A 23,901-nucleotide genomic window follows, 5' to 3' on the forward strand; every position below is an offset into this window, starting at 1 on the left:
GTACTTTATTTAATCATTGGCCTTGTAATATCTCACATACTCTACTTCCATAAAATCCTCAGGTTTCCCCAAAAGATCTGGTGTCGTGTACGGCAGACAGCTCAAAATAATTTCACAAGGATTTACAGAGAAGCCAATTAGCTCTTTGTAAGTTATAGTATTCACCAGAACACCGTTGAAGTACATTGCTATAAAATCCTTGGTTACCAAACACCCAAATCGGTTAAAATTCTGTGTATAATCATTCATGGTAGTGTTGAAGTAGTCCACTTTTGCTCCATAGCCTAAACTTGCATGACTTGGCGTCCAGCGGTGAATCGCGCTTAGCATGTTGAATCCGGTTGCCACAGTGTTACTTTTCATATCGAACTCAACAATATCAATTTCATTCTTTGTAAGCGATGATTCTCCGGAGTTTAAAAATGATTGCGTGGTCCAGAATGAGCTGTGCATGTAGTATGATGAAGGCATCTTAATTGAGGCTTCAAAATATCCATACTGAATATCATCAACTAAGCTAATTATGCCTCCTCCATTGAATGCCTTGGTTGTTAAGGTTCCGGTATTGTTTCCGTTTTCATCTTGGATGTATGAAGTATTCCCAGGAGTATTCGCCCAAACTCTAATTTTAAGATTTCCCCCAGCAAAAGTGATAGCCTCTTTAACATTGTTTCCATTGGATTTTTCACCCGTTCTATACTTCCATTTTTTGAGATCTAAAGTTGTCCCAGCGAATTCGTCCCCGAAATTATATGAGTACAATTCACTACCAATAAGCATATTATCACCGTTGTTTATTTGCCTTGTTTCCCTTGGTACAGTAGTTCTATTAAATTCGAAAGAATCTAAATCGTAGGAGTTTACATAAATGGTAGCTCTCGTAGAATAACTAAAGAAGAACGAAACTTCTTCACTGGTACTGTCTTCAAATCCCCATGTTTGACCCTGACGCACTATAAATGGATATTCTGGTGGTCTTTTAGTTTTTATATTCAATACATCCATTCCGGGCACGTACAGAAACTTAATAACATTGCATTTAGCATCATCGATTATGCTTCCACCCTTTAAAATTCTTTTTCCTTTAAATAGTTCGTATTCCTGCTTTTTAAGATAGAAATCACCGCTAAATCTGTTTGCAGTATAGAAATTACCGGAAGCATCAGCCGTATATTCCCCAACGTATAAGCCGTTAACCAAAGCCATATCAACTCGTTCTCCTGTGTCTTTCAGGAAAAAAGCATTATGCGAAGATTTATAGAAACACTTCTCCAAAGGTCTTAATCTACAGAATTGAGAAAACCCACCTCTGTACGCCTCGAAAAGCTTCGTGTCAGGATTCATTCTCAAATCCTTTGTTCTCTTTGAATCTACAAGGTTAGTGTCCGGCACCTGCATAACATCCTTCACGTAATCCTCCAATGATGTGAAATCGCCATAAACAATAGTTCTAATATTGAATGAACCGACGCCTAATGTGCTGCACGTAAACCGTACAAATCCATTAGCAGGAGGAATAAAACTGTATGTGCCCGCTGATGACTGGCTAGATCCAGTTCCCTTCACTCCGGAAACATAGGTGCTTTCATTTGCTGCAGTATAAAATGAAATAGCATTCGGTGTCGATGACATATACGCAATGCCGCTTATCAAATCGCCTTTTACTACTGGAATAAAACCCGTATATCTGTTGTTGACAGACTCTGCTTGTGCGACAGCAATTCCCTGGTCATTAATGTAACCACTATTAACATTTGATGCAAAACCAACGGTTACAGTTGTATCAGACACAATTTCTTTCGGCATCCAATCAAAAATTGGTGCTACTGTACTGTTTGCAATAGGACGATCACTGTTAACGTCAAAATCTTTATCTGTTTTTTCTTGTAGTACTTCTTCAAAAGGTTTTATTACTTGCTCATTAGGACCGGTAATTGTCGCTTGCGAATTTCTATTAGCATCCTCAGAAGCTGAAAGCCGAACAAATCCATCAACAGTAGCCGTATAATTTAATGTATGACCTGTATTGTTGTCAGACCCAACGCCTGGCACTCCTTCAACATAAGAACTAATGCTAGCTGCAGAATAAAAAGAAATAGCATTGTAGGTACTTCCAAGATAAAACAAGCCCGTTATGGTTGTTCCAGCTTTAACAAAAATAAATAGCGTTCTCCTTCCTGTACTTACAGATGCGAAATTAGTCCCGTTAGCATAAACTAGACCTGTCTCAGTATCATTTGTGTTAAAATTTACTGTTGTTATATTGATCTCTCCTTCTTTTTCAAACCAATCGTAGATGGGTGTTACTGCACTGTTAGCAATAGGTTTGCTGCTTGTCGCATCAAATTCTTTTTCGGCTTTCTCATTTAAAACAACAGCTTTCCATTTACTTGACAAGCCTGGTGTATCAGAGGGAGTTGTAGCAGAAGTTGATTCATAAATTGATTGATCTGAATAAATGACCTGTTTCCCAGTAGGATAACTTTGAGCAGACCACGTATCAATTTTATTAAGTGGTTCTGGCATTTTTACCTCAGACCTCGTCCATACTGAACCTTTTTTATAGAACATAGTTTCATAACCGGTCTTCGCTCTAAGATTTCCGGCATTAGGATATACTTTACCCCAATCCGCTGTACTGCTAGGATCTGATGGTTTATCGTCAATTGATGCTATTTCAGGTTTATAACTTCCGTCTTCCGTCGGAGCTGTATCGGTCGGCTTAATTGTTCCTTTAAAGTCTGTTTTAACTTCAGCTCTAACATCAGCTATCTTCGTGTTATAATCCTCCGTAAGTGATGCTGTTTTGCTATCTAATTGCTCTTTCGAAACCGCATTTCCTACTAGTCCGTCTTTATCGATCGTAGCTATATTAGAAGGCGGAATCAAGTCCGTTACCGTAATATTAACTTGCTCTATCATTTCTATATTTTTTCCCAAATTATCTCTGCAGGCGTTTGAAGGTTTTTCATATCTTCAATATTTCCTGCGATTATTATTATCTTCTCTTTTCCCAACATGTTTCGCCATTCTCCAATAACCTCAGCGGTTTCAACCCTTGTATTGCTATAAACAAGCCCCGGCACTTCGTTACCATCTGAATCCAAAACTTTCAATATGAATTTTCCGTAGTCCGGCATGTTTACCTCAGTAATTAGATGCAGTGTGTTATGGCCTATTGTGCCTTGAAAAACTAAACTCACTGCAATGGTTTCATATGAATTATCTAGCTTTCTGCCGATTACATATAACTTCAAATCTATACCAGCCTGCAATGTTACATCAACTGAGAACTGGTATGAAGTAGATTTTGTTGGAACAGAGCTTACTTCAAAAAACTGATTGTTTACACCACTCACACTAATAAGTGACAATCCAGAATTCTCATATGATGGCGTTGAATAGTCTTTTGTAAGACTGACGTTTCCCCGTCCTGTCTGCTTGGTGCCGTCTCCGAAGAAAATCTCTGTTTCTGAATCTATTTCGTAGGATAGTTTGAATGTGTCCAGATCGGTTTTTAGAATCTTTTTGATAGGATTAGGCTCAATCATTTTTAGCGTAAAAGAACCATACATTATTCCGTCCCTGAATTCCTTTGTAAGCTCTGCAGGTCCATTAAGTAATACTTCATAAGCATACTCTTTATTCCCAAAAGGTTCAATAGTAAAACGTTTTGTAGATTTAGTGTCAAATAAACTTAAAAATGAATTGAAGTTTTCTGTAATCCGATTAGAGTCAGAAGCTCTTAACCAACACTGAAGTTCCATTTCACGCGCTTCATAGAAAGGTTTAGATAAGTCGAATTGTTTCCCGTGATATTCAGCCCAGGTATAGGAATTTCTCTCACGTGGTTTTAATCCATCAAGAACACCTTTAGAATCTGAAACATTAATTCCAAAGTCCGCAAAATCCCTTCCATTTATTGACCACTTTAATCCCATATTTTTTGTTTTACCACACAATCTCCATTAACCACTCCTCCATATTGGTAAACAAATACCTCAGCATTTCCACTTCTTTCAATATTCAGCTCTGAATCATCTAAAACCGTCACAAATACTTTAGAATATCCGGTAGCTTTTATTATAATTTTAGAGTTTCCACGAATGAAAATCTCCGAAACATCAAATCCCGCGAATTCTATTTCAGATTCACTATCAAAGATAGCCAAATTAACAGCCTTGTTTATAGTGCTTTGACTATAGTAAAGCCCGTATTTTTCATAATAACCACGGTATTTTTCAAGTACTTCTTTTGATGGGAAATTTTGCTGTAACGCCCAATCAGAATTTGCAAAAAATAGTTCGCAAAGGTTCTTTATTGAAGTATCTTTATAAGCTTTCTCAAAGCCCTCTTTACAAGGGCTGAAAGCTTTGATTTCTTTTAAAATATATTCTGTATTCATTAGATTCCGGCTAAGCTGTTTTTAACTTTTGAATTAAGTTCTGATAGATCTTTTCTCATTTGGACAAGATTCCTTGTATTGCTTTCGATTTGAGTTAATTGCATTAACTGATTCTTAAATACATTCTGATTTTCTCTATGGATCTTTAATACTTCAGCGACATTTATTCGCATTGCATTGATTTGTCCTTCCAAAGCGCCGGCCGTCTTCTCGGTAATTCCTTTTATGTCTCCTTTAAGTCCTTGGGCATTATCCGCAGATTGACCGAATAAATCTTGGTATTGTTTAAGGGCTTCCATGTATTTTTTCATGGCATCCTCGCCCATTGCTTTTATTTTATCTCTCTCCTCTTTGGTGAGTCCGTCAAAGCTTCCAGCTACATTAGAACTTGCGATCTGTTGTTGTAGGGCAGCAATGACTTTTTCTAGCTCTTCTTTTTCAAATCTGGCTTTAATAGCGTCAGCACTCAATGGACTTCCGTTATTAATAAGATCATTGAGATATTTAAGTCTATCTTGAGCCTTTTTGAGTTCTTTTTGCAGATCTGCTGTATCTCCATTACCAAAGCCCATTGCGCTGTATAGTTCATCAACCATGTTCTGAGCAGCCTCGTCAAGGAACTTCATTTTTAAAGCGTTCTGTACAGCATTTTTCATTACATCATCAACAACCTTATCAAAGGAATTTGCCGCATCTTCTCCTTTTCCAAAGGCTTCTACTAATGCATCCGCCATTTTCTGTGCTAGATCTTTGAATTCAATGGTCGTAACCTTGTTTTTAAATTCATCAACCAGATCTGAAATTTTACTGTTTATATCTTCAATTTGTTGAGAGTAGGATGCAATTTTATCGGTATCCGAGCTTTTCTTTTCGTTTTCCATTCTACGCATCTTAATCAAAAGATCTTGCTGTTGTTTAAGATTTGCAATGAGATCACGCTGCATTTTTAATTGAGCTTCTCCTGCTGTCTTTTCAATGGCCTTATTAAGTTGTTGGTAAAGAGATTGTAGTTTTTCTACTTCTATTCCCCACTGCCTTATCGTGCTCGCTCTATCAACATCACCATTCATGTATTTAGCAATTGAAGTTACCATCTGTAGAATTCCTCCAGCCATTTTAGCATAGTCTCCGGATATATATCCTGTTACAGCATTAATAATCCCATCAAATAGCTGTTGAGCATCTTTAAGTGCTTGCTGAGATTCTTGAGAAAGCAATCCTAAAGCGGCACCAAGTTCTCCAGCAAACGAAATAGTCGCATCTGCAGCCGCTTGTGAAACTGTAAAAATTTGACCTAATGCAAACTTTGTATTATCTAACTGGTTGTTATATTGTTCACTATTTTTTCCATACTTTTTTTCTGCATCCGCTAACTTTTTCTTTTCATCGGCATATTTTCTTATTGCGTCACCTATTGCAGCAAACGGATTTCGTGACCTAACATTTTCATCCAATTTATTATATGCATCTTGAACAGTTTTAAGATCATCAGGTCTTAATGCTTTAGCGGCATCTGAATCTAAAAACTTCTTAAACTCATCACGCATTTTACGTAAGGTTTTAGGACCTACTCTCTCCAAATCACCAAAAGCCTTGACCCATAAATCTGTTTTCTGGAAAAGCTCAACTGACATTGAAGAAATATCCTTGGCCTGCGCTTTATTAGCTTCTTCTGTTTGTCTAGTCTTTTCTAAGTCCGAATCGTTTGATTTCTGTATCTTAAGACGGATGTCATCGTACTTCTTCGTAATTTCTGCCTTGCGCTGTTCAAAGGTTTGATGCTCATTAATAAACTGAGCATACTGTTCCTTTTGAGATTGTACAGCATTTCTTCTGAGTTCTTCCAGGTATTTTTTTTGATCAAGGAAATTTTGACTATTCCCTCCTTCTTTCTGGAACGCGTTATCTATTGCTTTATCGATAGCATCGATCTGATCAACGTACGACGGCATTAGTTTTAAAGTGTTTTCAAACTCTCTCTTGAAGACCTCTATCGGTTCTTCAATACCAATGAGACTATTTCTTGAACCTATGAGATTAAGCAAGTATTCATTATCGGATTTTCCTAATTTCTCACCTGCAAGCTTTCTCTTTTCAAGTGCTTCAATCTCGGTATCGATGTATTGAAGGAAGCTATTTGAACCTTTGAAAAGACCTTGATACATTTTATCAGCTTCGTCTTTTCCAAAATATTCAATTGATTTGTAGTAGTTTTCCCACTGCTTTTTCGCTAGATCAAATTTTTCTTGTGATGTTTTGTAGGAAATTTCATCATATTTTTCTTGAAGCGCAGCCCTTCTTTTGTTTGCATCTTCCAGGGAAATAATTTCACCTGTCAAAAATGGATTACCTTTTTTATCTTTATCGGCTCCATATTTATCAAGTTTTCTAATCTTTACCATCCCATTTTGCATAACTGCAATAGCATCATCTAACAACTGTATTTGTTGTTGAATTTGCTTCGGTGATCCTAATGGAAATATTTCAACTTGTTGCTTGTCTTCTTTTTGTTTTTTAGGGCTTTTTAAATTATTATATTTTTCAATTAATGCCTTGAGTTCAATCCATTTCTTTGAACCAACAACTGCTTTTTTCTTTAAAGCTTCTAATCTTTCTATTTCCTGATCATACCATTCTTCAGTAAATTTTGCAGGGGAAAAAGGCTTTTCTTCTTGTGCAGAACTACCTCCATTTATATCAAACCCTTCTTTAATCGCTTTTTCAACATCTTTCTTAGCATCTGAAATCGTCTTTTTTAAAGCAGCAATCTTTTCCTTTTTCTGATTCTCCGGGTTTGTAGACCAATAATCATCGTTAAATGGATTAAAGGCTTGTCCAAATGCTTCACCCCATGAAAATGATTTGACATCTTTTTCAAGACTCTTTAATTCTTCTTCCCATCGGGCAATCTCTTGAACCTTAAGCATTGCTTCAGCATTCTTATAAAGTGTCTTAGTATATGCCTGAACTGCTTTATCTGCTTGACCAGTTCTTATTGCTTCAACGGAGAGACCTTTAATTCTATTTTCAGTTACTTTATTAAGCTGATCAACCATTTTTTTTGCATCGTCATAAGATGTTTTTTGGTCTTTTATAGCCTTAATAAGAGTTTCTACTTTCGTTTTCTGTTCATTAACAGATTGATTTGTCCGTTTTAAATTATCATCGAATTCCTCTTGGATTTTTTGTAATTCCGATGTTGCAGAAGCTGCTTTATATATGCTGTAAGTCAAAACACCCAACAATACAATAACTGTTGCATATGGGTTTGACATTAAAGTGGCATTTAAAAATGCTTGCGCCCTTGCTCCCGCCAGGGTTGCTAATGTTTGAATTCTCTGAACAACGGTAAGTCTTGTTGTAGCTATTGTATTTGCATTTTTCGCAGCGATTTGAGCAGTTTCGGCTGCGGTTGCTGCGGTTTTTTCTGCAATTCCAACAGCTTGTGCTGTATTCTCTAATTGTTGTTTTGCTGCATTGAACTCCGTGGCTACTGCTAAGGCTCTTTTTCTAGCTATAGACGCGCTTTCCTGTGTCGCAATTACAGTATTTTGAGCCGTTACAACTCTCTTTTGCGCAATTTCAATTTCCCTCGCTGTTCCATTCGCCTGCACAGCTGTTAATTCCATTCTCGCTAATGACAATTGTACTCTTGCTTCCTGAGCTTTTGCCGCAGCAGTAATACCTGATTGTACAGCTGATTGTTTTTTAATCGCTAATGATGATACTTCAGCTTGTAGTGCTGAGTACTTTGCTCTTGTATTAGCAAGTTCAGCTGCGGCTTCTCTTGCTGTAGCTTCTGCTTGCCTTTGAGTTACAAGTGCTCTACCAAGTTTCATTTTTTCCGAGATCCCAAGAAGTGCAATTTCTGACTGAATTGTCATATTATACATTCTACCCAATGCATCAGTAGTAATAACAGCAGCTTTATACAACCCATATGTTGCAACAAGTTCAAGTATTGATTTACTTACCTGCTGATAATTTTCGACTAAATGTGATAGATAACTAATGCTTCCAGATAAGGCCGCCTCATTATTAGACCCTATTTCATTGAGCATCAATTCGAATTCGTGCTTCAGCCTATTAACGGCACCGGTTAGAGTAGTTGCCTGCTTACCAATCAGATTGTTGAATTTACCTCCTTCGGATGTTAAAGCATTCATCGCCTTTTCAACTTCAGGGAATCCAACTTTCCCGGCTTCAATTAACGCCTTCATCTCAGAAACGTTTACGCCCATTACTTTTGCCAGTTCTCCCATAATTGGAATACCTCGCATAGTGAACTGTAGAATATCTCTGGTATATGCTCTTCCTTGCGTTTTTAAAGTTCCATATACATACGCTATATCTCCAATTGGCGCGGAAACACCCGCAGCAACGTTACCGAGCATTTCAATATCGTGGGTCACTTTATTTACGTCAATACCATATGCTAGTAATTGCTTACCAGCCTGACCAATCTCTGAAAGCCTAAATGGAGATCTTAATGTCAAGTCTTTCCATTCGGCCATTAGTTGATCCATTTTAGATTTAGATCCGGTAATTGTTTCAATAGCGTTTTCCATCATCTGGAATTCCCCACGAACTTTAATTACTTCAAGTGTAAAATCTTTGATCGCATGGAAAGAAAAATAGCTTGAAACACCAACAGCAAGATTCCTAAATGAAGAATCCATCTGTGTTGTTTGCTGTGCTGTGAAATTATTGAGACCTAATAAATCTCTTCTTATCTGATCAAAATTCCTCCTCCATTCGTTCAAATTCAATGTTGCATTGAAATTTAAAGCTCCTCCTACATTATTCATTCTTCATTATTTATATTGCTCCAATTGTGATAAAAAACTTTCCTGAGATAATTCAGAGTAATTGAATGATTTCCCCTTTTTGGTGTCTTTTTTCACATCTTCATCTTTGTCGTAATCATAAGAAGGCGCATCAATAAGCATTCTCTGTAAAAATGCATAGTCCACCTCTTCAAGTAAATAATCGAGTGTCCATCCAAAGTGGTGACATAGTTGACCACATAGGCCATAAATAGTTTTTAGGCCGTTTTCTCTACCTTCATCGGATTCGTCACTCTTACTGCGCTTAGTAATGTGGTAGAGATCGTAAAAGACTGGTAATCGTTCAACGCAAGAACATTCTGCGTAAATTCAAGCAGTTCCCTTGAATTGATGTTATTGAAAATATGTTCAGTTAAAAGCTTTCGGAAAAGCCAGTTGTTCCATTTCGTTCCAAGAATTGTAATTGCAATGATTTCAGCGCATATTTTTGCGTTATCAGCAACTGAATTAAACTGTGAATTCAGTATTTCTTGGAAATCATTTTCCTGTTTCTCCTGGCTCACTTTAAGCTTAAAAAACCGGTAACTTTGAGCAAACATTACTTTCAAAGGAATTTTTTTTACCTTCCAAGCTATCTCTTTACCCCAAAATGATGTCTTTACGGTAAATCCAATCTGGTTTGCAACTTTAAGCTCCTTTTCTTCTGCAATTATCTTTTCTTCTTCGCTTAATATTCTCTCTTCTTCCATAATTGTAAATTTTGTAGTTAAAAAAAGCGCACCCACCTAGGCAAGTGCGCTGAAAAGAAAAATATTAAGGTGTCGGAATCGGGTATTTCACCAATTCAAACGAAGGTGTATTTTCTTTCGTCGGTCTGAGAACCTTTGCATTTACGGAAACACCCAGCAAGTTGTCTTTACCCATATCAGTAGTGAATTTGTAAGTAATAAGTGTTCTTACAACATCAAACCCAAATCCTATTTCTGGCGTAATTTTTAAAGATCTTTCTACGGTAACATTTCCGATCGGTGGAATGTAGTTTCCGTCAGCATCTTTTGTTCCGGCCCCAACCTCAACCAAGGTGTCGGCATCCGGATTCGCAACATCAAAGTCAAATGACATTGCTCCTTTAGTAGTCCTTGTAAAAATTGGATCATCATATTCTTCAACATTGAAATCGGTAGTCGTACCATCTTCCATATTGATTTTTAAAGTCCCAAGCATGGTTTCTCCTAATTTTTTAAAGACGGTGCCCATTCCCCCGTCTGATGCAACTGGTGCTAATTCAATTTTCGCTACACCATTGTTAATCTGTCCTGCCATTTTATTGAATTTTAATTATTATTAAATGCGTTTAATTTTAGTCTGAAATTGATATAGCAATCTTTGTCATCCATAATTGTTTGCTCAAATTCTATATCAACATTGTATTTTTCAGTGAATTTTCTTTCCAGAATTGGTTTTACTTTGTCGGAAACAGCTTTTAATCGTATTTCGTTTGGAACGTTTTGATCTATAGCATTAATCTTTACTTTCAAATAAGGTACATAGCAATTCACATTGAATGCACCGGTTTGAAAGAAAGTACTATTAAGAGTAATAGCATTTACAACAATATCTTCCTTGGTGCTGCCGGCCGGTCTAAAATCTTTATACAGATCTCCTGTAATAATAGAACCAACTTCCCCGTTTTTCAATTCATTATAAATCCACTGTTTGGCTTCTATTACTGAATTTCTCACCGTATACTATTTAGAAATTGATTGAGTTTTAATTTTGCTTTGAGTTCTGCACTGGTAAGGACATTACGCCCTCTACTTTCAACTGTTGACGCGTAGTTCATTCCAGCAACAATAACCAATGCTATTTCCGGAAGAGCTTTAGCAATATCAATCGCTAAATCATAACCTATCTTCTTTCCGTCTTTCGTTGCCGGTTGCGGGCCCTGTACTTTTTCAAAGTCTTGCCCAACTATCCTACCATTCAGAGTGATAACATATCCAATAGATGATCTTAGGTTTCCGGTTACGTCTTGCCAGTCATTCTGTTTAGCATAAGACCTAGCTTCGTTTACCGCATCTTCACCAACCACCCGCATAATTCTAATGATGTTCTGAATTTTTGCATCCAAAGCATCATTGATATACTGGTTTAAACCCGGCATGTTGAAATTTGCTCTTACACCCATATTCTACTGTGAAATTGATCGTATTTGACTCTTAAAACTTCTCCTTCAAGCCTTGTTTCGCCTTTTAATCCTATAACCCTTATACTTGAACCGACATCAATAGGCTTAAGCTTTTTAGGGCATTGAATTAGCCAGGTATACTCGTACTTAATCTGATCATTTGAAATAGTCTTGGTACTTGAAAGGCTATCTTCATCACGACATTTACCGAAGTCCTGCCATTCCTCTGTTCCAGGAATCCAGTTGCCGTTTTCATCTTTAACAGCATCTGATTTTACAAATACTTCTAGCTTATATGGATATTGAATTGCCATTTACCAAAGATTTGAACGATTACGAATTTTGTTTCTTTCCATGTTGTTTGGAAGCCCTAACTGGTCAGCAATCATACGATAAAACGCAAGCATTGCGTCTTTATCATATTCGATTGTAAACTGTCCTTCTGAAACTCTTTTTGGAGATAATAAAAGCTTAGGGATTAAATTGTAAAACAGCGTATTAGTTTTTACTTCTAATTCGGGTTCGTATTCAGAGTCGCCATTCAATCCTACATTTATCAATTCTGCATCAATAAGCGAATCGGACACTTCAACCGACCATAACTCAAGATTTGCTGACAAATAATCCCTAACTTTCATTTATTACTTTTTAGCTGTTTTCGCGGCAGTTTCTACCGTTACTTCTTCAGTCCCCGCTTCTTCTTGTGATTCTCCTTCATCTTCAATATCATTTGATTGTAGATCAAAAGAATTCAAACTCATTCTACCGGCTGATCCACCTGTTAATTTTAAGTGATAAACAGCATCAATTGCAGTAATTGAAGGAATAGCTAATAACTGACCTCTTGTAAACTCGTTAAGGGGTTCTGTTGTAGACCATTTTGCAATTTTAACTTTGTCAACGTTTGCATAAGTGTGTCCGCTAACCTGAGTAAGATCACCCTCTGTTACTAAAGCGTTTTTAACTTTTCCGAGCTCGCCCTGAGGAACGAAAACAATAACATCATCTGCAAAAGCTCTAAATGAACTTGTTACTCCATCCTCTTCAATGTTAAATAGTGAAGTTTGCAATTCAATTACTGGAAGTCCATTAGATTTCAAGTACTCATTTAAATTATCCTGAGTGACAAGAACCGGAACTCTGCCAACTGTATTTTTGAAAACATTCTGGATTTGCGCACTGTTTTTAAGTTTATTAAAAGTCGCACGCGTCATAATCATTTTTTCAAATACATCATTACCTTTTGATTGAGCAGCGTCTATAACGGCTTCAAAATCCTCTAGAGGTGTTGCTGTTGGATCAGTCCAGTCTTCAGATGTGTTAATTACGTTTTCCGTTGGCAATCCTACAGGTATTTCACCATAAGCAACTCCGTCTGGATTTCCGGTTGCTGAAAGATCGATAATACCCGTAGATAACGCTTGTAAGAACATTACATCTAATCTACCTGTACAACCGTTAGCAGCAAATTGAATGTCATTGAAAATTAAATCAATGATTTGTTTTTTCTTAGTATCATCATTGATATTACTCATATTCTGAAGAGATACATATGCTCTGTAATCAGAATTCTTCATAATATACTTGTGGGAAATAGTAGGAATAGAACCTTCAAACTTCGATAGCCCACTTCTGCTTCTAACCGGAGATACAGAGTCTTCTCCAACGACAGATGCGATTGTATCAAGTTTTGTTTTACCGATAACGTCTTTGAATGACAAATCAACCTGGGGAGTATCCCAGCTTAAATATTTGGAAAATTCTCTTGTTTTGAACTTATCCATTCTTTTATCGATGATAAGCTGTAAAGCCTTGCCTGTAGCATATTCACCGAAAATAGATGCTATATTACTCATACTTCGTTAATTATTTAGATTGTGAAAAAATGATTTGAGGCATTTTTGCTTTCAAAGCATCTGTAAGAGCCGGAATTCTTCTAGCATAAACAGTTCCTCTTAAAACAATATCAACAGAAGTATTATCGTCAATAACAACATCTTCGTACAATAACCCTTTAGGGTTTACGGAGTCCGGCTTCGCAAGTCTTGTAGCTTCATCATACGAAAAAGCCGTCCCTGCGACAATTTTATCTCCTTTTGTAAGCCCGGTAACATCTAAAGCAAAACCACCTAACGCGGTTTCCAAAACGTGAGCATAGATTGTCTTATCCCCTGCTACTTCCGTTCTCTTAAATCCTAATTTGCTCATTTTTTGTCTGTTTGTTTTTAAGCTAACCTTTCAATATCTTTCAAAGCTTGGCCTACCTGCTCGTTTCCTCCGGTTCCAATAGGTGGTTTTCCGCCCTGTGCTCCTTCAGTTGCAAAAGCCTGTTTGAAATCCTCAAATTCAGCTTCCATGGACTTCACGGTATCTTCTTCAGAATACCCTTCTCCATAGTCTACGGTTGTCAAAAATTTGTTGTAATACTTCTCTGGAATGTTTTTCGCAGCAAGTGCTTTTACAAGATTTCCTTTTTTGTCGTCGGTAGCTGTTTTGGTTACTAAAGCCTGCACTGATTGAGTAAGGGCCTTAACTTGCTCAGCTAATGTTTGATCCTGATTACCTGGTTTAGGTTCTGGATTTTGGTTAGGCTGTGCAGTTGGCTTTGGCTTTTCAGGATCTGGCTTTTGCCTCGCCTTATCCAAGCTTGATTGAAATGATTTTAATAATCCCCCTACACCGTCGACTACTCCATCAATAGTTTCATCAGTTGGGCTTACGGTTAAAATTAAATCTGCTTGCGACCCTAAAATTTCGTCTCCAAGACCCAAGTTTGCATACTTGTTTCTCAGCTTTTCAATTATAGTTTCTCTTGTCATATTAAAAGGTTTATTATTAATTACCGTAAATTTCGTCTGTAAAACGTTTATTTTCAATAGCATTTGTTGCTTTTACACTTTCATTTTCGTAATTTTACTATTATAACCACGGTATTATTTTTATGAGGGGAGATTTAGGAAGTATGAGAACGTCGGATATGACACTTAACGAACTTTTGGTAGCTTTTAACAGACTATCCATGGTTCAAAAAATCACAATGGATTTATCGGAGTTTTGCGAGGTAACAGGAAAGGGACAAAAAGAAGTCTATGCGCTTCTACGTTGTCAATATTATCCTGATGAACTGATCATAGGAGGCTATGAAGGAAGAAGGAGGAAAAAGAAATTATTGTTTGACACTCAAAAGGTTCTAGAATGGATGAGAAGGTGAGAATTGCAAATTGTATTGCAAAATTGTCTGTAATTAATTATATCAACTCGCTGTCTGCGGGATTTATGGATGTGTTGGCTATTAATGATAAAATTAAGATAGAGAGAAGAAAACTGGAAAAACTTGCAAGCAAGGAAAAAGCTGATCTCTATTACAATTATTTAGTTAAAATAGCCTATGAAAATCTATATGAATCTAATAGTAGTTTTATCTTAAAGAAACTCAGAGAAATAAATACAGCAATTGAATTAGACAACAATGCAGCCGATTAAATGTGGAAACTATTTTATAGTCCAGAATACTAAACTACTGGACAAATTAACTATCCAGTATTATGTTATAAATTTGAATTGATTATGGAAGAAATATTAAAAATACTTGATCTTAAACTGAAAATAGCTTACGGAGCTGGATTCAGTGATGGAGAAGAGATTGGATTGGAACAAGAAGATATATTCTTTTCTCGTTTAAAAGTAGATGATTTACAAAATGCTATTAAAGAATATGCAGAGAATTGTATTAAAGCATCTTTTGATAAACTATCTGAAAATGTAGTTGGTGAACATTGTTTCATTCATGTTTCTGAATTTAAAGACGATGATAATATAGTATTACTCTAATTTGAATTGAAATAAAAAAAGAAATTGAGGACTTGAAAACAGCCCTTAAAAGAAATATTGACGAATTTCTAAAATCGAATCCGGGGTTAGATCTGAATATTGAGATTGAAAAAGAAACGTTCGGATTTATAGGTGGTAATGCAGTATCAACCTACAATCCAAAAATAGAAGTAATTTTGAAATAATGGAAGCAAAATATATTAAAGAATTTAATCTAACCGGCAACAATATGGTTGATGTTGATAAGATTTGTAAAGACTGGAATGATAAATTTATTATTTCAACTTGGAACAATGATGGTGTCATTTCTTACGCCCTTCAAATATTTGGTAAAAAAGTAGGTGTTAGAATTTTAAAATCTCAAATTTCTGAGGAGCAAGCAAAACAAATAATTACCAACCTTGACTTAGTTTATGTTCATGCAGGTATTCCGCAAAGCGCGGGTTCTTACAAGACTAGAGCATTTATAGAGGAAGAAATTGAACGGCTTGAGTCCATTCAATCCGAAAAAGAAAATGAGCTTATTATTATCAACAGATTGATTTACAATCATAGAACAAGCATTGGAGTCTGAAATTAACTCCAAAACCTTTTCTTCGCACTTAAAGGAAAAGAGTTAACAATTAATATGTAAAGTATGGAAAAGAAAATCTACATGATTGTAGTAGGAGAATATGAGGATAGAGACATTGAAGCTGTTTTTGATAACGAAGGTGATCTTCAAGAGTATTTAAACAATTTTGACTGCCCTTGGACTGATAAAGTATATGTAGAAGTTAAATACTTAAACCCAATACCCGGCGGAAAAACTGAGCCGGATTACAACGATGAACGCTATCCGGCTTTTGAAAAGAAAAAGAGTTAAATTTGAAATAAATAATAAATATGAGAGAAATTAAATTTAGAGCGTAAACAAAAAGTCAAAACGAGTGGGTATTTGGCTACTTACACAAAGATAATTCTGGTGACACTTTTATCACTTCACTTAATGGCAGAGAAACTTCATTAGTTTGGGATGGGACAGTCGGTGAATATACTGGTTTGAAAGATAAAAATGGAAATGAAATTTATGAAGGTGATATAATCAAAGACATTCCAAATGACACTTGGAGTAAAGTTGGATATTTAACAGGACAATTTTATCCCTTGTTTGAAAAATCTTTGAAACTAAAAACTGATTTTGAAGTGATTGGAAATATACATGACAATCCTGACCTTTGGAGTGAAAGGTAACGATAAAGATAAAGCCCCATTAAGGGGCTGTTTTTTTATAATTTATTAAAATAAGCATAAGTAGACCTTATCTTTTTAAAAAGCGCATCTTGATCTTCTTTAGCCAACACAATATTGCTACTTGTCAACATTACCCTTGTTCCACCATTGGGTCTAGGTTCAAGCTGGACAATATGATTAACATTTAAAGTAATTTTCGTGTCGTTTTCAGTTTCAATTTGAATAAGCATAGTATTAATTTTTAGTTTTCTACAAATATAACAAAAAGCCCTCTTAAAGAGAAGGCTTTAAACTTTAAACAACATTATTTTTCATTATCTTGAATGTAATTTTGTACCTCATGTATAAATTCAAATTCATTGCATTTTTCAATATCAGCTGATGAATAAAACGGATCATAGACAATACGTAATGAATTTTCATCATTTTTTAAACCACACAATTCTTCAAAATACACCTTTTTCGGAAAGGCTTTTAATTCTTTATGCCACGATACAATACGAACCATTTCTTCGCTTTCAAAAACTTCTTCTATCGTGTAAATATCTCTATTTCCCCTTGAAATATTACCTTCATCTTGTTTAAGTTTTACAATATTTCCAACTCTTAATTCTTCTTTTTTCATAGTTATTTAATGTATTTAAAAAATTCTGATCTAAATCTAATTTCGGGAGTGTTTTCAACAACATCTTTCCAGTATGCAATGTTTTTAGCTTCGTATTCTGGCTGTCCTGAATGCGCTAATGGTTCTCGAAGTACAATAAGAGTGTTCACCACGTTATCCGACAACATTTTATGCTGCTGAACTTGCTTCAACAGTTTTACATGGAATTCACAAAGCATTTCATATTTTCGTTTAGTGTAATAATATGAATGAAAATGATAGCAAATAAACGGGAATTCCGGGTGAATATCTCCGGTAAGATTGCAGTCTTCAACCATTAGTAAAAGCTTGTCCGGAAGTGGCATAAAATTACAACCCTCCGTTAATTCATCATATAGTTTTTGTTCTTGGTGCGAGATCATCCAGTAAAGGTACGTAAATCAATTAAAAAAGTGATCACAACTTAATGCAATCACTTAATTCATTTTTTACTTTAGCAAGTAGTAAACTACCCACAACAGTACTGCAAATTTAGTTATTATTTTAGGTATTTCCTATTATCCACCATAAAAGACGGCTGAGTTTTCCAACTTTCCATTTTAGCCTTGTTTTCGTCCATGTACGTTTTAAACTGTTCAGGGACATCAGAAATATAATTCTCAGATCTTTCCGGTGATAAATTAAGCCCTTTGTTTATTTCATCAATTATTTCCTTGTCTGTTTTCCGGATGGTGAAACGTTGACACATGCAACCGATATGCCAACCACCCCATATAAAGTACTTTGGATAAATGCCTCGCAAATCATCACAAATATCAACAATCTTATGTCTGTTACTCAGTTCGATTCTATAGCCAACAATATCATTGTTCTGCATAATACGTAACTGATCAGATTCTCGATAAGCCAAATTATTTTCTTCTTTGGTTAAACGAATAGCATTTGCCATACTACTACGATATACACCTTGCCCAGGTTTATAAGCTTTAGCGTTCTTGCTTAAAGTCAAATTACCGTGCTTATCTCGCACTCTTCGATAAAGCCTGTCCGGTTCTCGCAGGTACTTTTTAATTTCCCTGGCTAATTGCTGAGCGCTTTTTCCTTCAGACAACCCTAAATCAAGGGCAAATTCCAGTTCTTTTTTTGTGTTCTGAGTAATTGACCATACGCGGTCTGAGATGGTGAATTTGCCTATCTTACGCTCTTGAAACGTTTTTAATGCTTCTGCGTTACGAGGCATGGGAGCTTCTTTAAGTCTATTCAATATTTCAGCCGGAATTTTCCCGGAAATGCTATTGAGTGTAGCCAGTTTTAAAGCATCATTCTTCAAGTCTCCAACATTCCAGGAGTAAGCTGTTGACACCGTTATCAATTCACGTAAATCCGAGTTGAATTGTTTAAAAACATCTTCAATATGCTTGGTGATCTTTGGATATTTCCGGAACTGAAAAAGCCCTTCCTTTAAAGTTGCTGGAAGGGACGAAAATACAATACTTTCAACAAGGTCATTGAAAAGCTTTTCAACGCGTCTTAAGTACTGCTCTACTCTTTTTCTATGTTGTTTGTCGAAGTCCATTACCTTTTTTTGGTTGATTCGGAACCTCCACCCAATATAATAACACATCCAAGCATAAAACCGAAATTGTACCAACCGCCATTATTGTTCGATTCGTAAATGCCTACAGAATCACTAAATAAGCTTATAATAAATGTTATAGGTGAAATAATACCATGCCATAGTCCGTACCAAAATCCTTTTTCATTGATAGATACACATTGCGTTAGGTTGTAAGTTTCAGCAGTGCAGCTAACTAAACAAATTGCAATTATTAAAATAAAAACTATAGACTTTTTCATAATCCAAACGTATTAGAGTTTTCAGTTTCCGCAGCATTATTATTCTCATCACGAATTCTCTTCATTTCTTCTACAGGATCATCAATACCCAGGTTTCGCATTGCCATTTCTACAGACATGATAGCCTGTCCACCCGTAGCATCCATCAGATAAGTAATCTTTTCTTTCATGTCGTTGATCATGTACGGATTGTAGACAATATCAACCTCTAATTCTTCCAGCTTTTTAGCATCTTTAGTACTTAATACGTTCGCAAGGAATGCCTTGATGATATTGATACGTCTCGCCAAATAATCATCCCATATTTCACGCTTCATTTCAACTTTCAAGTGAATATCCATGAAGTAATACTGCGCAGCTACTCCGGATATAGCTCCCATAGATTTAAGTTTGTCAAAGGAAATGTCAGGCGTTTGAGTCAATTTGAAAATAATATTCCAAAGGTTGTCAAATTCGAGCTTATAGGAGTCGGTATTGTTGTTCCAAGTCATATAATCGAGCTCAGCATCCTTATCCATTTCCAGAATGGTTCCCTTCTCGCCTTTTTTAGCAAATCCTTTAATTTCTCCTTTGGCCTTAATCTTCGGTGCCACGTGATAGTCATTAATTTCCGCATGACCGGAAGCAAGTTCTTCCAAACGCTCGATTAGCGGCTGAACAATATCCCATTCGGTTTTCTTTTGAGAACCATAAACAACCGGAATTTTACCAATGATGTTTCGCTCTCTACTTTCCTCAATCCATTGCGATTCCTTTTTAAGTATAATCTTTTCTTCAGCAGTGTAAATCTCCCTGTATTCGACTTCCTTGTCATTTTCGTCCTTTACTGTAATCTCACGAACAAATGCTGTCATATCTCCATTTTCAAATACAGGATAGAACACATCTCCCTCTGTAGGTAGGAGCTGCTTTACTCGCAATCTGTCCGCTTCTGGTGTTAAATACCAAATCTCAGCACCTTTGGTTGCTCCATAGATCTGACGAGCAATATTCCGAGTTAATGAAACGCTTTTATTTTGATCTAAAACTGATTGTACCAAAGGCCAGACTTCAGCATCAGTTGGAATGTAAGAAACAGGCTTACCGAAACCAAAAGCAACGATCTTATCAACAATCATCTGCTGGATAGCAAAACCGATTCTGTTAATAGGCTGCGAAGCCGTGCCTTCTTCTGTTTCCACCAGCTTATCCGGGTATTTAGTTTTATCAGTGAATATCTTGTGTGTTTCCACGTTGTATTGCAGAACAGCCTTCGATAAATAGTCCGTGTTCGGTCTTAGTTTATCCAGCTTCTTTACTATCTCCTCTGCATCTAATCCTTTCCAATCCATATATAGTAATTTTTATTATCCTAACATTCTGCCGAGCTTTTTGAGATCTGTCTTGTTTTTGACTACAATCGGGTAGAAAGTATTCGCAAGTGCATCAAATAAGTCAATAGACCGCCCTAGGCGTTTTTTTATATCTTCTTTTGATTCAATCTGTATTTTCCCATCACTTCGGAAAAACCATTTAATTTCTGTCGCCTCCTCTTTAAACATATCATTAGGAGGAAGCATGGCATTGTGGCCGTTTTTAGGATTCAACCAATCACGAACACACCAGAAAAGATAGGCCCGCATATTCAAGAACTCGTACTGTTCCGTCGCATCCTTTAGAGGCTTGTCGTTGAGTGATGCTTTCTCAGAAAATTTACAACTGATTGCATTTTCAAGTTTCAACTCTAGTAACCTTGAATAAACACCAGCTCCCTCTCCGATAGTATCAATAGAAGCATATGCATTGGGATTTGATTTAAGTACAGAAGCAAGTTTACCAGCAACCTTCATGTGATCTGCGACTCCTGCCGAATTTGTTACATCTATTTTATCGACATAATTGCCATATCTAAACACATCAACACTGTTATCCCTTCCCATGCCAGCTACATCACTGCCGATAACTAACCTACCTGACCTACCAGCTTCTTTATGGTTATATTCAATCCATCTTTTATTCGCTTCATCAATCCACTGCTCTGGTATAAGAGAATCCTCAGAAACCTTCGGAAATTTGCCCAGCACCTTAATCCTAAAAATATCAGTTGGACGGTAATAAATTCCATCATGTACAAAATCATCTTCTTCTAAACTAAATTCATTTGGTTGAATGATGGTGCACCAGTTATCAAGTTTATCCTGAATCCAGTTATGATCTACCTGTCCTGGAATAATTTCTTTTTTAGCAATAACATTAGGTGCATCAAGGCTATTTAATCGGTGTTTTGACCATCGTTCGCCCTTTTGGCTCTTTGCTGCATATCCGATTGTTGTGTTTGGGTTAAAAACAAGTAGAATTCTTGAATTACCTTGTAAGTTACCTTCAATAGCTCCAAAAGTGTCGTCTGAAATACCTGAAGCCTCTGTAATCGCAAACATTGTATTTACTGCGTGGAATCCTGACCACGCCTCATGATTATGTTCGTCGGCTTTAAAGCCTGTCAAAAACCACTCATCCCAATCAGTCCTAATGTCATAAGCATTCAATCTTCCCGGAAGCCCACCAATAAGCTTTTTTGCTTTGTTGAATAGTCGAGATATTTCAGGCATCATGATATTTTTAACCTGTCGATCCGTTGGAGCAGTTAATGCTACTTTAGTGTTTGCAATTAAATCACCTGCATCATTCCAACGAGGTGTCAAGTACATAAAGCATATTGCTGAAACTGCCGTAACGAAATCTTTTCCTCTTGCTGTTCCGGAAGCAACTGAAGTTCGTGGATTATATTGAACGGATTCAAGGATCTTTTGTTGTTCTTTATCGAGGTTTACCCCCAAAGCATCAGAGGCAAACTTATTCCAGTCGCCTCTCCATAGATCCACTTGTTGAATCCCTTTCAGTTCTATTTCTTTTTCACTAAGCCTCACTTCTGCCTGATTTCATTAAAAACGCCCCAAAGGTTAGTGTTTCTCCGTTACTTGTTAAATCTTGTTTATCGGAAATGCCTTGAAGTCTTGCCGTCAGGTTGGCATTAAAAGCTCCAACCATAGCTCCCTCGATCTGCTGATTGTTTATTTTTTCCCTCGCCCATGTTGTGACTGTAACAAACTCCGCTCTTGATTCATAGTCTTTCCATGCATTCAGAGATATTCCTAAGTAATGACATAACGCAATTAAAGTATATGGACGCTGAGTAGGAATTTGTAAAGGCGTTCCCGCAAACTCACCGCCTTTTACTACATCATTCTTTATCCATGGGTTTTTATCAGCCCATTCAAAATATCCATGTAAGAAAGGTTCAAGTTCATCAGGATTAGCAAATTTTAACGGCCGCCCACCTTCATTGCCTACGGAAATAGTATTCCCCTCCGCAAACTTTCCGTCCGGCTTTCTTCCTTCATTCTCTTCACTCTTCTTCTTTGCCATATCTAATTCAATTTAAACTGGTCCCACCAAAATCTGATGAATAATAAATCTAATATCAACGTAAATTTTTTATTTCTATCTGCAATTGCTGGCATTAGATCTATGTGCATCCCTAACCCTACTATGGATTTAGAAAACACTAGTCTGCCACGCCCATTTTTAGTTTTAAAATCTCTATACATTTCTTTTTGTTTATTCATTCACCGCGCTCCCTGTCACTCCCTCTGCCATAGAAAATTAGTTTAAACTTTTTAATTCCTCTTCTAACATTTCCATTCGCTCCATATATCCAATGGACATCAACGGATGGTCCTTAATCATATCAAGCAATATTTTCAATTCAATTATTTGAACTTTTAACCATGTTTTTCTATCCATACTCCCTAAATTAAAGCGTCTAACGCAATGTCTGTTATTACAAATTCCAGCAACATATCTTCATCATTCAATTCTTTTAAAAGAATAGCTTTTCTAACTTCTTGTCGAAAACCTTCATCATCTTTACCAAATACTTTATCACCTACTAATTTGAAATCATTAATCCACTTCATTTTCACGGCAATAATTTGATAGTATCTTTCTTCACCTTCTTTTTCTATAACTAAATTTCGAAAGTCAATTTTTGCTTGTGCTAATTCTTTTTCATTGTCCATTAATCCTCCCTAAATTAAAAACCAACAATTACTGAAAATAAAATACATACTTGTGCTTATCAGGCGCATCACTTTCTTTAACCCGGAATGTTGCCCATTCTTCAGAATCATATATTGTTGATCTAGGTTGGCTCTTTCTTTTAGCATATCCCTTATATCTCGCTCGTCTTATTGCATCAAAATGCGACCTTGCAAATACTCTCACACTTCCTTTCCAGTCCCAATTAAAACGACCAAATAACATGGTAGATTCATCTACATCATAATACCTGCATTCTTGTCTTAACTTTTTAAAATGTTTTGCTTTCATAATAATTAAAAACCCCGCTACCTATTACAGCAGCGGGACACCAAATCACAAAATATTAATATGAAAAATTCCTACTGCATTAAATCAATCTTAAACGATAGCTTACCTATCAGCAACCTTATTGCGAGTAAGGATTTAAAATGAAGAAATAAATATTCTATAAACAATATTTTAACAATCCCATTCCCATAATGCATCATACATTGCTTTTTGAATGCTTTGGTTTGGATTTGATTTTAAACTATTTAAAGCTTCATATAAAACCTCTAAAACCACCCCGCCTTCTTTGCTTCTTTTCAGGGCGTCTTTGATAGCTTCAAAATCCTTTCTTTGTTCTTCGGCCTTCAATTTGTCTTTAAAAACATCACTTTCTAAAAACTCTGCAACTTCCATTTGAGCAGATTGAGATTCCTTCAGCACATCTATGCCTTTTATCTTAAACTCATCAATTTTCATAATTTATTTTTAGTGGAAAAGGACGGATTCGAACCGCCGCCTCGCTTAACTTTCCAATGGATTAGGTTTCCCACCTATTTTAAAAGATTAAACTGCTCTACCTATTGAGCTACTTTCCCGATTTCGCAGAATTGCCGTTCTGCTTGTTCTTATCGTGAACCAACCGCTCGTT

At 36.3% G+C, this 23,901-nt stretch carries 31 protein-coding genes and 1 tRNA gene; 7 read left to right on the plus strand and 25 right to left on the minus strand.

All coding sequences use genetic code 11. From position 1 onward, the window contains the following. Positions 1 to 9: 9 nt before the first annotated feature. The 14 genes from BUE84_RS16250 to BUE84_RS16315 form a co-directional block, all read right to left on the minus strand. A complete protein-coding gene (locus tag BUE84_RS16250; protein ID WP_079242586.1) occupies positions 10 to 2,922 on the minus strand; it encodes a family 16 glycosylhydrolase in 2,913 nt (970 codons plus the stop codon). 2 nt (positions 2,923 to 2,924) lie between these two features. After that, positions 2,925 to 3,941 carry a hypothetical protein gene (locus BUE84_RS16255; protein ID WP_145953276.1) on the minus strand — a complete coding sequence of 339 codons (1,017 nt, stop codon included), beginning with the start codon at positions 3,939 to 3,941 and terminating at the stop codon, positions 2,925 to 2,927. Next, a complete protein-coding gene (locus BUE84_RS16260) occupies positions 3,932 to 4,405 on the minus strand; it encodes a hypothetical protein (protein WP_079242588.1) in 474 nt (157 codons plus the stop codon). The genes BUE84_RS16255 and BUE84_RS16260 overlap by 10 nt, the downstream gene beginning before the upstream one ends. Further along, entirely contained in the window at positions 4,405 to 9,213 is a 4,809-nt protein-coding gene (locus tag BUE84_RS16265) for a tape measure protein (RefSeq protein ID WP_079242589.1), read from the minus strand. The genes BUE84_RS16260 and BUE84_RS16265 overlap by 1 nt, the downstream gene beginning before the upstream one ends. 6 nt (positions 9,214 to 9,219) lie before the next feature. Continuing rightward, a complete protein-coding gene (locus tag BUE84_RS16270; RefSeq protein WP_238594274.1) occupies positions 9,220 to 9,378 on the minus strand; it encodes a hypothetical protein in 159 nt (52 codons plus the stop codon). Between the two features lie 71 nt (positions 9,379 to 9,449). Continuing rightward, a complete protein-coding gene (locus tag BUE84_RS16275; protein ID WP_079242591.1) occupies positions 9,450 to 9,941 on the minus strand; it encodes a hypothetical protein in 492 nt (163 codons plus the stop codon). Positions 9,942 to 10,005: 64 nt separating this feature from the next. Then, the gene (locus tag BUE84_RS16280) at positions 10,006 to 10,515 is read right to left on the minus strand and encodes a hypothetical protein (protein ID WP_079242592.1); all 510 of its coding nucleotides are present in this window, start codon (positions 10,513 to 10,515) and stop codon (positions 10,006 to 10,008) included. A gap of 11 nt (positions 10,516 to 10,526) precedes the next feature. Beyond that, complete coding sequence (locus BUE84_RS16285) at positions 10,527 to 10,934, minus strand: hypothetical protein (RefSeq protein WP_079242593.1); 408 nt, start codon at positions 10,932 to 10,934, stop codon at positions 10,527 to 10,529. Further along, positions 10,931 to 11,380 (minus strand): hypothetical protein, encoded by a 450-nt coding sequence (locus BUE84_RS16290; protein WP_079242594.1) that lies wholly within the window; start codon positions 11,378 to 11,380, stop codon positions 10,931 to 10,933. The genes BUE84_RS16285 and BUE84_RS16290 overlap by 4 nt, the downstream gene beginning before the upstream one ends. After that, positions 11,371 to 11,694: a hypothetical protein gene (locus tag BUE84_RS16295; protein WP_079242595.1), complete on the minus strand. Its 324-nt coding sequence runs from the start codon at positions 11,692 to 11,694 to the stop codon at positions 11,371 to 11,373. Before BUE84_RS16295 ends, BUE84_RS16290 begins: the two co-directional genes overlap by 10 nt. Then, positions 11,695 to 12,018: a DUF6706 family protein gene (locus tag BUE84_RS16300; RefSeq protein ID WP_145953277.1), complete on the minus strand. Its 324-nt coding sequence runs from the start codon at positions 12,016 to 12,018 to the stop codon at positions 11,695 to 11,697. Between the two features lie 3 nt (positions 12,019 to 12,021). Continuing rightward, the gene (locus BUE84_RS16305; RefSeq protein WP_079242597.1) at positions 12,022 to 13,236 is read right to left on the minus strand and encodes a major capsid protein; all 1,215 of its coding nucleotides are present in this window, start codon (positions 13,234 to 13,236) and stop codon (positions 12,022 to 12,024) included. A 10-nt stretch (positions 13,237 to 13,246) separates the two neighbouring features. Further along, on the minus strand, positions 13,247 to 13,588 hold the full coding sequence (locus BUE84_RS16310; RefSeq protein ID WP_079242598.1) for a hypothetical protein: 342 nt from the start codon (positions 13,586 to 13,588) through the stop codon (positions 13,247 to 13,249). A gap of 17 nt (positions 13,589 to 13,605) precedes the next feature. After that, a complete protein-coding gene (locus BUE84_RS16315) occupies positions 13,606 to 14,262 on the minus strand; it encodes a hypothetical protein (RefSeq protein WP_145953278.1) in 657 nt (218 codons plus the stop codon). Between the two features lie 59 nt (positions 14,263 to 14,321). Between BUE84_RS16315 and BUE84_RS16320 the strand changes: the two genes are divergently transcribed. The 7 genes from BUE84_RS16320 to BUE84_RS16345 all read left to right on the plus strand — a co-directional run bounded on the left by BUE84_RS16320 (position 14,322) and on the right by BUE84_RS16345 (position 16,444). Further along, positions 14,322 to 14,591: a hypothetical protein gene (locus BUE84_RS16320; RefSeq protein ID WP_002984522.1), complete on the plus strand. Its 270-nt coding sequence runs from the start codon at positions 14,322 to 14,324 to the stop codon at positions 14,589 to 14,591. Continuing rightward, the gene (locus BUE84_RS16325) at positions 14,576 to 14,863 is read left to right on the plus strand and encodes a hypothetical protein (protein ID WP_079242600.1); all 288 of its coding nucleotides are present in this window, start codon (positions 14,576 to 14,578) and stop codon (positions 14,861 to 14,863) included. The genes BUE84_RS16320 and BUE84_RS16325 overlap by 16 nt, the downstream gene beginning before the upstream one ends. 84 nt (positions 14,864 to 14,947) lie before the next feature. Then, the gene (locus BUE84_RS16330) at positions 14,948 to 15,211 is read left to right on the plus strand and encodes a hypothetical protein (protein ID WP_079242601.1); all 264 of its coding nucleotides are present in this window, start codon (positions 14,948 to 14,950) and stop codon (positions 15,209 to 15,211) included. Between the two features lie 32 nt (positions 15,212 to 15,243). Next, on the plus strand, positions 15,244 to 15,396 hold the full coding sequence (locus BUE84_RS24455; protein WP_158521375.1) for a hypothetical protein: 153 nt from the start codon (positions 15,244 to 15,246) through the stop codon (positions 15,394 to 15,396). Continuing rightward, positions 15,396 to 15,785, plus strand: a complete 390-nt coding sequence (locus BUE84_RS16335) for a hypothetical protein (RefSeq protein WP_079242602.1) — start codon at positions 15,396 to 15,398, stop codon at positions 15,783 to 15,785. Before BUE84_RS24455 ends, BUE84_RS16335 begins: the two co-directional genes overlap by 1 nt. 63 nt (positions 15,786 to 15,848) lie before the next feature. Continuing rightward, positions 15,849 to 16,076, plus strand: a complete 228-nt coding sequence (locus BUE84_RS16340) for a hypothetical protein (protein WP_079242603.1) — start codon at positions 15,849 to 15,851, stop codon at positions 16,074 to 16,076. Positions 16,077 to 16,252: 176 nt separating this feature from the next. Further along, positions 16,253 to 16,444 (plus strand): YopX family protein, encoded by a 192-nt coding sequence (locus tag BUE84_RS16345; protein WP_238594275.1) that lies wholly within the window; start codon positions 16,253 to 16,255, stop codon positions 16,442 to 16,444. Between the two features lie 35 nt (positions 16,445 to 16,479). Here the strand turns inward: BUE84_RS16345 and BUE84_RS16350 are convergent, their stop codons facing one another. The 11 genes from BUE84_RS16350 to BUE84_RS24285 form a co-directional block, all read right to left on the minus strand. After that, entirely contained in the window at positions 16,480 to 16,674 is a 195-nt protein-coding gene (locus BUE84_RS16350) for a flagellar FlbD family protein (protein ID WP_079242604.1), read from the minus strand. A 74-nt stretch (positions 16,675 to 16,748) separates the two neighbouring features. Next, entirely contained in the window at positions 16,749 to 17,069 is a 321-nt protein-coding gene (locus tag BUE84_RS16355) for a hypothetical protein (RefSeq protein WP_079242605.1), read from the minus strand. A 2-nt stretch (positions 17,070 to 17,071) separates the two neighbouring features. Continuing rightward, positions 17,072 to 17,470 (minus strand): hypothetical protein, encoded by a 399-nt coding sequence (locus tag BUE84_RS16360; RefSeq protein ID WP_079242606.1) that lies wholly within the window; start codon positions 17,468 to 17,470, stop codon positions 17,072 to 17,074. 116 nt (positions 17,471 to 17,586) lie between these two features. Continuing rightward, complete coding sequence (locus BUE84_RS16365; RefSeq protein WP_079242607.1) at positions 17,587 to 18,624, minus strand: hypothetical protein; 1,038 nt, start codon at positions 18,622 to 18,624, stop codon at positions 17,587 to 17,589. Between the two features lie 277 nt (positions 18,625 to 18,901). Next, positions 18,902 to 20,137, minus strand: coding sequence for a phage portal protein (locus tag BUE84_RS16375; protein ID WP_158521376.1), 1,236 nt, complete (start codon positions 20,135 to 20,137; stop codon positions 18,902 to 18,904). Positions 20,138 to 20,251: 114 nt separating this feature from the next. After that, on the minus strand, positions 20,252 to 21,811 hold the full coding sequence (locus tag BUE84_RS16380; protein ID WP_079242610.1) for a hypothetical protein: 1,560 nt from the start codon (positions 21,809 to 21,811) through the stop codon (positions 20,252 to 20,254). Beyond that, complete coding sequence (locus tag BUE84_RS16385) at positions 21,801 to 22,310, minus strand: terminase small subunit (protein WP_079242611.1); 510 nt, start codon at positions 22,308 to 22,310, stop codon at positions 21,801 to 21,803. Before BUE84_RS16385 ends, BUE84_RS16380 begins: the two co-directional genes overlap by 11 nt. A 383-nt stretch (positions 22,311 to 22,693) precedes the next feature. Continuing rightward, a complete protein-coding gene (locus tag BUE84_RS16395; protein ID WP_079242613.1) occupies positions 22,694 to 22,963 on the minus strand; it encodes a hypothetical protein in 270 nt (89 codons plus the stop codon). A 28-nt stretch (positions 22,964 to 22,991) separates the two neighbouring features. After that, the gene (locus tag BUE84_RS16400) at positions 22,992 to 23,273 is read right to left on the minus strand and encodes a hypothetical protein (protein ID WP_079242614.1); all 282 of its coding nucleotides are present in this window, start codon (positions 23,271 to 23,273) and stop codon (positions 22,992 to 22,994) included. A gap of 171 nt (positions 23,274 to 23,444) precedes the next feature. Beyond that, complete coding sequence (locus BUE84_RS16405) at positions 23,445 to 23,729, minus strand: hypothetical protein (protein ID WP_079242615.1); 285 nt, start codon at positions 23,727 to 23,729, stop codon at positions 23,445 to 23,447. Between the two features lie 13 nt (positions 23,730 to 23,742). Next, positions 23,743 to 23,848, minus strand: a tRNA-OTHER gene (locus BUE84_RS24285). Between the last annotated feature and the right edge of the window lie 53 nt (positions 23,849 to 23,901).

The sequence above is a fragment of the Chryseobacterium indologenes genome, from assembly GCF_002025665.1.
Taxonomy (GTDB): domain Bacteria; phylum Bacteroidota; class Bacteroidia; order Flavobacteriales; family Weeksellaceae; genus Chryseobacterium; species Chryseobacterium metallicongregator.